11 protein-coding genes and 1 pseudogene are annotated in these 11,219 nt (G+C 43.6%); 9 read left to right on the forward strand and 3 right to left on the reverse strand.

All coding sequences use genetic code 11. The annotated features are described in order from the left end of the window. Positions 1-483 precede the first annotated feature (483 nt). The 3 genes from QVA83_RS07625 to QVA83_RS07635 all read left to right on the forward strand — a co-directional run bounded on the left by QVA83_RS07625 (position 484) and on the right by QVA83_RS07635 (position 1,655). Positions 484-684: a hypothetical protein gene (locus QVA83_RS07625; RefSeq protein ID WP_232300871.1), complete on the forward strand. Its 201-nt coding sequence runs from the start codon at positions 484-486 to the stop codon at positions 682-684. A gap of 1 nt (position 685) precedes the next feature. Beyond that, entirely contained in the window at positions 686-892 is a 207-nt protein-coding gene (locus tag QVA83_RS07630; RefSeq protein ID WP_287498305.1) for a hypothetical protein, read from the forward strand. 106 nt (positions 893-998) lie between these two features. Further along, positions 999-1,655: a crotonase/enoyl-CoA hydratase family protein gene (locus tag QVA83_RS07635; RefSeq protein WP_156086707.1), complete on the forward strand. Its 657-nt coding sequence runs from the start codon at positions 999-1,001 to the stop codon at positions 1,653-1,655. A 57-nt stretch (positions 1,656-1,712) separates the two neighbouring features. On the opposite strand, the gene QVA83_RS07640 is transcribed toward QVA83_RS07635, so the two are convergent. Continuing rightward, positions 1,713-2,228 carry an Mpo1 family 2-hydroxy fatty acid dioxygenase gene (locus tag QVA83_RS07640; protein ID WP_287498306.1) on the reverse strand — a complete coding sequence of 172 codons (516 nt, stop codon included), beginning with the start codon at positions 2,226-2,228 and terminating at the stop codon, positions 1,713-1,715. Between the two features lie 187 nt (positions 2,229-2,415). Between QVA83_RS07640 and QVA83_RS07645 the strand changes: the two genes are divergently transcribed. From QVA83_RS07645 to QVA83_RS07665, 5 genes are all read left to right on the forward strand, one after another. After that, complete coding sequence (locus QVA83_RS07645) at positions 2,416-3,279, forward strand: META domain-containing protein (RefSeq protein ID WP_287498307.1); 864 nt, start codon at positions 2,416-2,418, stop codon at positions 3,277-3,279. Between the two features lie 678 nt (positions 3,280-3,957). Beyond that, on the forward strand, positions 3,958-5,424 hold the full coding sequence (gene betB, locus QVA83_RS07650) for a betaine-aldehyde dehydrogenase (protein ID WP_014979913.1): 1,467 nt from the start codon (positions 3,958-3,960) through the stop codon (positions 5,422-5,424). A gap of 18 nt (positions 5,425-5,442) precedes the next feature. Continuing rightward, on the forward strand, positions 5,443-7,095 hold the full coding sequence (gene betA / locus QVA83_RS07655) for a choline dehydrogenase (RefSeq protein WP_039228495.1): 1,653 nt from the start codon (positions 5,443-5,445) through the stop codon (positions 7,093-7,095). 169 nt (positions 7,096-7,264) lie between these two features. Then, positions 7,265-8,482: a BCCT family transporter gene (locus QVA83_RS07660; protein WP_287498308.1), complete on the forward strand. Its 1,218-nt coding sequence runs from the start codon at positions 7,265-7,267 to the stop codon at positions 8,480-8,482. Between the two features lie 138 nt (positions 8,483-8,620). Beyond that, on the forward strand, positions 8,621-9,343 hold the full coding sequence (locus tag QVA83_RS07665) for a TorF family putative porin (protein WP_014977124.1): 723 nt from the start codon (positions 8,621-8,623) through the stop codon (positions 9,341-9,343). 118 nt (positions 9,344-9,461) lie between these two features. On the opposite strand, the gene rlmF is transcribed toward QVA83_RS07665, so the two are convergent. Both rlmF and soxR read right to left on the reverse strand, forming a co-directional pair. Then, a complete protein-coding gene (gene rlmF, locus QVA83_RS07670; RefSeq protein ID WP_287498309.1) occupies positions 9,462-10,451 on the reverse strand; it encodes a 23S rRNA (adenine(1618)-N(6))-methyltransferase RlmF in 990 nt (329 codons plus the stop codon). 6 nt (positions 10,452-10,457) lie between these two features. Next, the gene (soxR, locus tag QVA83_RS07675) at positions 10,458-10,934 is read right to left on the reverse strand and encodes a redox-sensitive transcriptional activator SoxR (RefSeq protein ID WP_287498310.1); all 477 of its coding nucleotides are present in this window, start codon (positions 10,932-10,934) and stop codon (positions 10,458-10,460) included. 106 nt (positions 10,935-11,040) lie between these two features. Between soxR and QVA83_RS07680 the strand changes: the two are divergent. Then, a pseudogene (locus tag QVA83_RS07680) lies at positions 11,041-11,219 on the forward strand (VOC family protein); the annotation flags it as partial.

Below are 11,219 nucleotides of genomic sequence, written 5' to 3' on the forward strand. Positions count from 1 at the left end.
GAGTTCGCTTCAAGCAGGCTTATTTCAACGTCACTTCGGTCAAAGTAAGTGATGGTGTTGCCTATACTCGAGGTGATTTGTTCCAATAAATCAACAGCATCTTCTATAACAAGAATTTTTAAATGAGGGCGCATTAACCAACCATGTAATTAATAATGAGCATTTAGCGCTAGGCTAAAACTCATAAAACTAAGAATCAATAAACTAAACACAGTAAAACTAAAAATAGTGTAACTCTGAATTTCACTGGTGTCGTGTAAACTCTTGCTATGTCGTAATAAAAGTGTGTAAACGAATTGGACGAGGGCTAAATCACGCATGCACACACCTTCCCTTCAGAACCAATTCCCACACGCTTATCTCTCAAAATCAACGGAGCACACGAAGAACCTACTAGAATTTCTACACTACGCGAAAAATGTGCTCCCTTCTATTGCATCTGCAAAGAAAAACGCCTGGCCAATACATCATGACCACTGCTTTATGCGAGTAATTTTAGACAATATTGTCGGCTGTGCGTGGTATGAGGTCATTCCCTCGCCGGCCTATCAAAACCTGACCGACGAGCAAGCCAGCGCAGCATTAAACCTTGCCAAACAAATAGCCACTGAGAGTGTCTCGCTTCACGCACTCAACCAACGCTCAAAACAATGGCGCAATAAGCAGCTAAAACTGGAGTTTTAGTATGACAAAACGAACAACCATTAACGACGCAATTTTAATAGAGGCCAGCCAATACCTAGAGCGAATTGTAAAAGATAAACGAGCGCAGTGGAGGCCTAATAACGCGAAAGCGCGACGCAAGCAACGTCGATATAAAAAGAAGCTTATTGCAGAACTTCCGCGAATTATTACCGATATTCATAGCACATATCCCGAAGATGAAGCCTAAAGCACTATCATAAAAGAAATCAATTACCTACAATCACTGCTAGAAAGTTGCGCTGAACAGAGTGTAACGTAAATTAATTCCTCCCCAGAAAGTGACAGGACATACCATGGCGTTTAATTTAGCTATTAATAACGATATTGCAGTAATCACCTTTGACGACGGAAAAGTTAACGCCGTTGGGTTTGAGCTTATTCAGCAGTTTAACGATGCCTTAGATGAAGCAGAGCAAAACGCAAAAGCGGTTGTATTATACGGTGGTGAAGGCAAGTTTTGCGGCGGGTTTGATTTATCGGTAATGAAAGCCGACGACAAAGCAAAACAGCACGAGTTGGTGTCAAAAGGCGCTGAGTTAATCGTACGCCTATATAGCTTCCCACTACCAGTTGTCGTTGCAGCTGAAGGTCACAGCATTGCAATGGGCGCAATTATGCTTATGGCTGCTGACCTGCGCATTGGTAAAGACGCAGATACTAAGTATGGGCTTAATGAAACCGCCATTGGTATGGTGCTACCGCCTTTCGGTATGGAGCTAGCCAAAGCAAGACTAGCGAATACGTCTCAAACTGAAGCATTGCTTTTTTCACGTATTTATCAAGGCAGTGAAGCGGTAAAAGCGGGCTTTTTAGATGCTGCAGTACCTCAAGAGCAGGTATTAGCGACAGCCATGGGTTATGCAGAAAAGTTGAAGATGTTGCCTAGACAGTCTTTTGCTGAGTCTAAAATACAATTGCGTAAAGAAACGATAGAGAAGATGAAAGCTTAGCGATTATGTTATAACAGCGCGTTGAGACTAGTTGTTTCAACGCGCTGTCTAAAGCAGTTACTTTATGGGTCCGGAGCGGCGTTCAATCTCTTCTTTAAGTGCACTTCTAAGGCCCAATTCAAAACTCAATTCAGCAAGCACAAATAGTGGTCCTATCGCCAGCCCCATTATGTCGTCGACAAACGCAGGCTTTTTACCCTCATAGTGATGACCAATGAACTGTAGCACCCAACCACCAATAAAAATGCCAAGTGAGATAGTAAGCCATGTTCCCATTTCATTCTGTGCGATAGGTTGAGCGAAATAGACCATAGCCCCCGTGATAAGCGTCATCACTATGCCAAGTTTTATATCTAACTTAATGTAGAACGCATTACCAATTGCCCAAAAAAAGAGCGCTGGGCTTATGATCATATCTTCAAAAATTGGCGCGCTAACTAGAAACGCAGGCTTACTTAGTAGACAGAAAACCGAGAAAACAATTAGCGGAATACCAACATAATGGGTGTATATGTTTCTTTGATCTCTGTGGTACTTGGCGTACTCACTCAAGTGCTGTTCTAAATTTTTCATACTGCGTCACCCATAAGTTATATCAAGATGTTAGTTTACTCCCTTCTTTCGCTTACGAACTGTCGTTTTGACGACAAAGTGGAGGTATAGTGGTGCTCTTCGTGCTATTTGAGCTCAACGATTAAAGATGAACTTAGTTGGCTATCGCGAATCATAGTGAAATTGATTAAAAACAATTGGAGTTTTCATGACTTACAGGAAGTACCTTTGGGCTTTGACAGGTTCTGCGCTTCTTTCTTTAACAGCGTGCAGCTCGGTCTCCTCTCTCTATTCAAATGAAAGTGAAGGTAGTGAAAAGCATACCGAAGGCAAACCACTTACGTTAGCGGACAGTCATTGGCAGGTTGAAAGTATAGACCGAGCAGGAATTATCGATTTCAGCCATGTTACGCTTAACGTAAATTCAAACGGAGACACTAGCAGAGTAAGCGGCAGTACAGGTTGTAATCAGTTTACCGGAGCGCTAGATGTTGATGAAGCCGATACGGTATTTAGTAATAAAAGCTCAGCTGAATCCTTTTCCACTGATAAGCTTATTCTCACCAAAAAGGCATGTGCGCCTGCACTGATGAAACAAGAGCAACGCTTCATCGAAATGTTGGCCGCATCGGCAACTTATTCGATAGTGGAAAATACTTGGTTGGTGCTTTACGACAGTAGTGGCAATGAAACGATTAGAGCGATTGCTGCACAGATTTCTCAATCGACGATAAACAAAACGGCAAGCGCAGCAAAAAGTAATGTAGATACGAAATTGTCTGACCTGGCGTCATCGCAAAAACAAGATGTGGTTGGCTCAAATGAACAAGAGTCGACCAAAACGTACAAATGTGAAACGCCTAATGCCAATCTCGCTACATTACGTGTAAATACGCTGGGGCCTGACACATTGGCCTTATCATTGAACAATACCCATCACATTGTGCAGTTATCACGTTCAGCATCGGGGGCAAAATACACCAACAACAAGAACGTAGTGTTTTGGAATAAAGGTGATGTTGCTACCCTATCGATCAACTCAGGTTATTACCATTGCAGTTTAGGCACCTAAAGCGAAATCGACGCTTACTTGTCTGTTTTAGGCTTAGTCTCTACCTTAATATTTACCTCAAATGATGAAAGGGCCTAAGCTGCCCTTTTAACTTCTCTTTTCAACAGTATCAAATTGCGAAGAGCAATTGCTTTTAGCCCCGCAAGGTTAACCCTTACCTCCAACTCAATTAGTTTCAGTTAAACATTTTCGCACCTTGAATTGGTCAATCAAAAAGGAATTAAGCATGGGGATAGCTAATTCTTTATATATTTAATGTTTACACTTTTACCATTTAAAATCACTCACTTACCAGCAAGCTTCGCAGGTTACTCCTAGCCATTCCGCTTCTGTAACAATGCTCACAAGTTGAAACAATAGTTAGAACACTATACAATTTATTTTTATTGAACAACCAATTAAAATAAAAACATCAGTAAAAAGACGTGCGACATTACGTCCTAAAACCTTCAATAATGCGTCATTGGCGCAGTAGGTAATGATGTTTTTTACAGGGTGACTTTTACAAAACGAAAGTGTTCTATTCGTGCAAGTTAGCACTTCAATAAAGAAAATAGTTTCAACACTATTTATCATTTTGAAACTATTTCTACGTATTAGGTATTTGTAATAGAAGTTAATTCGCAGTACCCGCAAATTGGCGAAAGTTTTAGTCCTTTTAAAAGTAGGAGTTTATGCATGTCATTACCGACTTATCAGAATTTCATTCACGGCAAGCCGATGGCAAACAAAAGCAAAGAAACCTTTGCTGTAACCAACCCCGCAACCGGTGAGGTAATTTACCACGTAGAAGTGGCTGATGAGTTTATTCAACAAGAAGCAATTAAAAGCGCTAAAGAAGGTTTTTCAGTGTGGTCAGCAATGATGCCAATTGAAAGAACCCGAATCCTTAATAAAGCGGTTGCATTGCTTCGTGAGCGTAATGACGAACTCGCTAAACTTGAAGTACTCGATACCGGTAAGCCTATTCAAGAAGCCGACTGTGTTGATATTGAAACTGGCGCTGATGTCATTGAGTACTATGCCGGCCTTGCTCCTACTCAACTAGGTACCCAGCAACCTGTGGGTGGCGATTTCTTCTATACGCGCAAAGAAGCGCTAGGTATCTGTGCCGGTATTGGCGCATGGAACTACCCTATTCAAATCGCTTGCTGGAAATCAGGCCCTGCCCTTGCCGCAGGTAATGCGTTTATATTTAAGCCGTCAGAAGAAACCCCAATGGGTGCGCTTAAACTGGCTGAAATTTTCACCGAAGCTGGCGTACCTGACGGCGTATTTAATGTGGTTCAAGGCGCAGCACAAGTAGGTCAGTGGCTTACAAACAGTCCTGACATAGAGAAAGTATCGTTTACTGGTGAAGTAGGCACAGGTAAAAAAGTGATGCAAAGCGCCGCTGCGTCGAACTTAAAAGACGTGACAATGGAGCTTGGCGGTAAGTCACCGCTTGTGGTATTCGAAGATGCCGACATTAGCCAAGCTATTAGCGCCGCTATGCTTGGTAATTTTTATACCCAAGGTGAAATCTGCACTAACTGCACCCGTGTTTACGTTCAACGTTCTGTTTATCAAGCCTTTATTGATGAGCTTAAAGCCCGTACCGAAAACAATATTGTTATGGGCGATCCGCTTGACCCTAACGTAAACCTAGGCGCACTTATTTCTAAAAAGCACCAAGAGCTAGTACTTAGCTATATTGCCAAAGGAAAAGAAGAAGGCGCAACGCTTTTAACCGGCGGGAACGCTGCCTCTCCGGCATCTGCGCCAAATGGCTATTTTGTTGAGCCAACAATTTTCACTGACTGCACTGACGATATGACTATTGTTAAAGAAGAGATCTTCGGACCAGTAATGAGCGTGTTAGTTTTCGATGATGAAGACGAAGTGATCGCACGCGCGAACGACACTGAGCTAGGCTTAGCCGCCGGTGTATTTAGTAAGGATATCCAGCGCGCGCACCGCGTTATCCACCAGCTTCAAGCCGGTATTTGCTGGATAAATGCATATGGTAACTCTCCGGCTGAAATGCCTGTAGGCGGCTACAAACAGTCTGGCATTGGACGTGAAAACGGCGTTGAAACGCTTAATAGCTACACACAGACCAAATCGGTTTATGTAGGTATGAGCCAAATTGAGAGCCCGTTTTAAGCCGCAGTAGGAGTACATATGCAGACATTTGATTACATTATTGTTGGAGCTGGTTCTGCCGGCTGCGTGCTAGCGAACCGCTTATCAGAAAACCCAAAGCACGAGGTGTTGCTACTGGAAACCGGTGGCTCAGATAAAAGCATTTTCATCAAGATGCCAACGGCGCTGTCTATTCCTATGAATACCGACAAGTATGCGTGGCAATTCAACACTGAAAAAGAGCCCTATTTAAACAACCGTGAAATGCACTGCCCACGCGGTAAAGTGTTGGGCGGCTCGTCATCCATTAACGGAATGGTATACGTACGCGGCCACGCTAAAGACTTTGATGAATGGGAAGCTCACGGCGCAGAGGGCTGGAATTATCAGGCGTGCCTACCCTATTTCCAAAAAGCTGAAACCTGGTACAAAGGTAACGACGCTTACCGAGGTGGCAATGGTGAACTCGGCGTTAACAACGGTAACGAAATGAAGAACCCGCTTTATACGGCCTTCATTAAAGCCGGCGAACAGGCGGGCTACGACATCACTAGCGATTACAATGGCAAGCAGCAAGAAGGCTTCGGCCCTATGCATATGACCGTTAAAGATGGTGTACGCAGTTCAGCAAGCCGTGAATATCTTGACCCGGTAAAATCGCGTAAGAATTTAACTATAGTGACTGGCGCGCTGGTTACTAAAGTTGTGCTGGAAGATAAAGTCGCAAAAGGCGTTGAATATGTAGTTAACGGTAAAACCGAGACTGCTGCCACATCTAACGAAGTGATTTTAAGTGCCGGCTCTATTGGCTCACCACATATCCTGCAACTTTCTGGAATTGGCGACAGAGATATTCTTGAAAAAGCAGGTGTCGATGTTAAGCACCACCTGCCGGGTGTGGGTCAAAACCTGCAAGATCATTTGGAGTTTTATTTCCAGTACAAGTGCAAACAGCCAATAACGTTAAACCGCAAACTGGGCTTAATTTCAAAAGGGTTGATCGGCGCTCGCTGGTTGTTAAACCGTTCTGGGTTAGGCGCTACGAATCACTTTGAGTCTTGCGCCTTCATTCGCTCAAAAGCAGACGTAGAGTGGCCTGACATTCAGTACCACTTCTTGCCTGCCGCTATTCGATACGACGGAAAGTCCGCGTTTGATGGCGATGGCTTTCAAGTGCACGTAGGTCACAACAAACCTAAAAGTAGAGGTAGCGTAACCCTTCAGTCGGCTAACCCAACGGTTCCACCTAAAATTTTGTTTAACTATTTGCAGCATCCAGATGATATCGAAGGGTTTAGAGCATGCGTAAGACTTACACGAGAAATCATCGCACAGTCAGCATTCGACGACTTCAGAGACGGCGAAATTCAGCCTGGCGAGCACATTCAGACGGATGAAGAAATAGACGCTTTTGTGCGTGAAGCTGTTGAGAGCGCTTACCATCCATCATGCTCTTGCAAAATGGGTGAAGATGAGATGGCAGTGGTAGATTCTCAAACCAATGTTCATGGCATTGAAGGATTGCGAGTGGTGGATTCTTCTATCTTCCCCACAATTCCAAACGGAAACCTAAATGCGCCAACCATCATGGTGGCGGAAAAGGCGGCAGACATCATTCTGGGTAAACCCGCTTTGCCACCACAAAACGTGCCCGTGGATATTCACCCGCATTGGCAAACAGAGCAACGCTAAATTTTTAGACTATCTCGCACCAGTGTGCTTGTTGTTAATACAAGCGCACCTTCCACAGTGCCTACATGCCGCCTTTACTATAAGGCTTTAATGTGTAGTTGGGTGGACTGTTTAATAACGAAAAAAGGAAAAAACATGTTTCATTTTTATCAATATTGGGAGGGTGATAATGACAGTATGGCTTAGTGCAGGCATTATTTTCACTCTACTTTCTGTAGCCTATATTTTGTTTAAATGGGGCAGCATGAAAGTGGTCGGCGTAACGCCAGTTAGAACCTTTACCTTTATTGCCATTCTCTTTACCTCAGGTTTGGACGTGGGCCTTATTATGTTCCCGCTCACTGAATTTGCTGGTTATGCTGACATAAGCGCAAGTCCTGAATATGCCTTCACCAATCCGCTCGCCATTGAGTTTGGGTTTTGGGGATTCTTAATTTGGGGATTCTACTTTCTTACTTGTTTTTATTTCTGCGTAATCGAACCGAAAGTAAAGTTCTTCGAGCTTCCCGTTGTTAAGTTCGTAAACAACGTTGTAATCATCGGAACCTGTGCTTTCACGGCGTTTCTATTACTGTCTAACCTTCCGTGGTATTTACCGTCGATAGGCGACGGAGAATCTGTCGTGCCTGCGTTCTACTTGATCGTGTTTGCAGCCATTGCTTTTGCCGTATATTCGAGCACTAGCATTAAATACGTGCGTATATTAAGCCTAACAACCACATGGGTATTCATCGCCCTCATTGTTGGCATGTGGGCGGCAGCATTTGTATTTGGCGAAAGTGAGATAACGGCTTATTTTACCAACCTAGGTCTTATTGGCGGGTACTTTGCGAACATCGATAACTTCGTATTACCCATTAATGAGTATCACGAGTTCTATCTATTCTGGTGGTTCAGCTGGAGCATCATGATTGGTCAGTTTACGTCTCGCTTCGTGGGCGGTCTTAAAACTTATCAAGTCATGTTGGCTATGATGGTCATTCCATCTATCCCGATTGCGGCTTGGTTTTCGGTACTGTACCACTATCACAGTGCAGGTATTCCTACTGAGGGGATAACCAATTTAGCCATGGTGTGTGTGGGTGTCGTCTTTGTGATCAACTCACTTGATTCACTGATTAGACTTTATACAGATAATCTAAACATGACCGTTGAACGCATCGGTAAAGGCAATTACATTGCTCTCAATATCGTGGCGCTTTCGCTACTCACGCTGCTGTTCAAACTAGACTTCTTGCAAATTCAGTGGGTGGGTGCGTTAGTTATCGCTATCTTCTTTAGCTGCTTTGCTTTCATTCTAAGTCAGAAGTTTAAATCGGTTACGGCCATCAAAACATCGCCGAAAGAAAACAAAATCGACTTTACCAAGATAGAAAATCTCAACTAATTAAATCAATCACTTCTTACCTCATTAACATTGGCTCACTTTTAGCCAATGGGGGTAAGTGTTGCCCGAAACCGGCGTAAAAGCGCATTAACTAGAAAGCGGGCCAAATAAAACAACGATAAAAACAGGTGTTTAACAATGAAAAATTTGAATTCTTTTTTTACATCCACGCATATTTTCACAGTGGCTATTGTCGCAGCGTTATATTCTTCAGCTTCATTCGCTGATTGGAGCGCCAATATCTCTGCGGTTTCAGATTATACCTTCAACGGCGTTAGCCAAACGCAAAACGACCCTGCACTACAAGGCGGTGTTGATAAAGCATTTGATAACGGCACTTATGCAGGCACGTGGGCATCAAATGTAGATTTTGGTGGAGATACAAACCTTGAATGGGATTTTTACGTAGGTCGTTACCAAATGCTAACCGAAACGGTGAGTTTGGACTACGGCATCGCTTATTATTCTTATCACGGTGGCGATGATTCAAGTGATGGCAATTACCCAGAGGTGTATACCAAGTTTGGTTATGCCAGTGACTACGGTAGCTCAGAACTAAACTTCTGGTACACGTGGGATTACTTTGGAACCGGCGCAAAACACGCTATCGCAATGGTAGCTCATACCTTTGAACTCGCACCCAACCATCATTTACGTGCAAGCTTTGACGTATCTAACTCACTAGACAGTGACAAGTGGCTATGGAATGGTGATGACACCTCTTTCTACCACTACCGTTTGGCTTACCAAACGAGTTATGAAGGGTTCGATTTCGAAATTGCTGCTGAAAACACAAATCTTGATTTTGATACCGCCGATGAGCGCATTGTGTTTGGTGTATCAAAAACCTTCAGCTTCTAAACGTTGAATTGGAAAGTGGTTCTTCAGAACAAGAACCACTTTTCTTAGCAAATGCTATGCGTGCTCGCACTATGCTGCTTCAACTGTACTCGGTCAATTTAACTTAGCGATACGACGGTTAAAAAGTCCACGCAACAAAACGACTCAATTTACTTCCCTGTCCCATATCAATCACTTTACACTGCGCAGCACCGTAATAATCAATACTGGTTTTAATTGGTTTCAAGTGGGCGCTCTTTGACACCAAGCAAGTGAACCATTTCACGTTGTCTTTCACCGCAACACTTTCTTGAACCATGCGCTGGATGAAGGCAAGTTCGCCCCCTTCGCACCATAGTTCATTCGCTTGGCCCGCAAAGTTTAAGTTTGCGTCCTTACCTTGGTAAGCGGCATTTTTACCTTGTAGCTTGGATGTACGATGCCCAAAACCTTGCTCACGATTATCGGTGAACTTCGCACCACTTCTTTTCTGTTTATTACGGGTTAAATTAGATGTCTTCCTTCGCGTGCCTGACAGTGCCTCTTGCGCAGACTTATGAAACGGAGGATTGCACATAGTAAACGTAAATCGTTCATTTGCTTCAATCACGCCGTTGAAAATACTTGCTCTATTCGCTTGTTTACGCACTTGGAATTTATGGGCTAACACACTATTTTTACTAGCAATAGCTTTAGCACTTTTTACTGCGACGTCGTCAACGTCACTCCCTACGAACGACCAGTCATAGGATGTAACGCCGATGATAGGATAGATAGCATTTGCGCCCACGCCTATATCAAGCCCACGAACGTTTTGATCTTTCCCCTGTTGACTCTGCTCACCCTGCGCACTGCTGCTCGTTGATTTTAATAAATCAGCAATACCGTGGATATAATCTGCTCTTCCAGGTACTGGGGGGCATAAGTAGCCATCAGGAATATCCCAATATTCAAGGCGGTAGTAGTGATGAAGTAAGGCCGCATTAAGCACCCTCACCGCTTTTGGGCTGGTGAAATCTATACTGGTATTGCCGCTTTTAGCACGAACGAGAAAAGACTTGAGCGCTGGGTATGTCTGACACAGCGTATCCATAGGATAGCCGTTCTTGTGAAGATTTTTTGGGTGCATGAAGCGCTACTTTTTGTGTGAAACTAAGAACTGGGATTGCACGTTTTCATCGAGCAACTGGGCACCGCTACCTTGGGCTGCCACTTTATCGTCGGTATTGTAAAGCCTACAGCGGTCTAATGACAAACACCCACAGCCAATACAGCCCTCTAACGACGCCTTTAAACTGGTCAGCGCGGCTATTTTTGCTTCTATATGCTTATTAAAAACCCTGCTTAATTTTGCCCAATCAGCTTGTGTGGGTGTTCTGTTGTCGGGAAGTGTAGACAACAGACTCTTTATCTCAGTAAGGGAATACCCCATATTTTGCGCAATCAAAATAAAGGAAACTCTGCGAATAACAGAGCGAGGAAAGGCTCTATTTCCGCCATTTGTGCGCACAGAAGGAATTAGTCCTTCGTTGGCATAATAGCGAATTAATGAAACAGCATTGCCAGTACGTTTAGCAATAAAGCCAATGCTTACCATAGGTTCTGGTGCCATAATGCCCCTTTTCCAATTTCGAAATAGCGGTAAAAAAACGCTTGATCTAAAGTTAGCTTTAGATATTAAGCTGTTTTTCGTTGATTATCTACACAAGGAAAAACACATGACTACTGCGTACTTAGAGCACACAAATATCACCGTTGAAAACCCTGATGAACTAGCCAACTTACTTTGCACACTATTTGGATGGAAGGTAAGGTGGAGCGGCGGCGCAAAAAACGACGGCTACACCGTGCATGTGGGGAATGACAACGACTACCTAGCTCTCTACAGACCTAAAAC

This window comes from Alteromonas sp. AO-Serp, from assembly GCF_017849675.1.
In the GTDB taxonomy this organism is placed as follows: Bacteria; Pseudomonadota; Gammaproteobacteria; order Enterobacterales; family Alteromonadaceae; genus Alteromonas; species Alteromonas macleodii.

What these genes read in the sequence shown, in the direction of transcription:
- QVA83_RS07635 (WP_156086707.1), top strand. Translation starts at nt 999, where the DNA reads ATGGCGTTTAATTTAGCTATTAATAACGATATTGCAGTAATCACCTTT.
- betB (WP_014979913.1), top strand. Translation starts at nt 3,958, where the DNA reads ATGTCATTACCGACTTATCAGAATTTCATTCACGGCAAGCCGATGGCA.
- QVA83_RS07665 (WP_014977124.1), top strand. Translation starts at nt 8,621, where the DNA reads ATGAAAAATTTGAATTCTTTTTTTACATCCACGCATATTTTCACAGTG.
- QVA83_RS07625 (WP_232300871.1), top strand. Translation starts at nt 484, where the DNA reads ATGCGAGTAATTTTAGACAATATTGTCGGCTGTGCGTGGTATGAGGTC.
- QVA83_RS07640 (WP_287498306.1), bottom strand. Translation starts at nt 2,228, where the DNA reads ATGAAAAATTTAGAACAGCACTTGAGTGAGTACGCCAAGTACCACAGA.
- QVA83_RS07630 (WP_287498305.1), top strand. Translation starts at nt 686, where the DNA reads ATGACAAAACGAACAACCATTAACGACGCAATTTTAATAGAGGCCAGC.
- soxR (WP_287498310.1), bottom strand. Translation starts at nt 10,934, where the DNA reads ATGGCACCAGAACCTATGGTAAGCATTGGCTTTATTGCTAAACGTACT.
- QVA83_RS07660 (WP_287498308.1), top strand. Translation starts at nt 7,265, where the DNA reads ATGACAGTATGGCTTAGTGCAGGCATTATTTTCACTCTACTTTCTGTA.
- betA (WP_039228495.1), top strand. Translation starts at nt 5,443, where the DNA reads ATGCAGACATTTGATTACATTATTGTTGGAGCTGGTTCTGCCGGCTGC.
- rlmF (WP_287498309.1), bottom strand. Translation starts at nt 10,451, where the DNA reads ATGCACCCAAAAAATCTTCACAAGAACGGCTATCCTATGGATACGCTG.
- QVA83_RS07645 (WP_287498307.1), top strand. Translation starts at nt 2,416, where the DNA reads ATGACTTACAGGAAGTACCTTTGGGCTTTGACAGGTTCTGCGCTTCTT.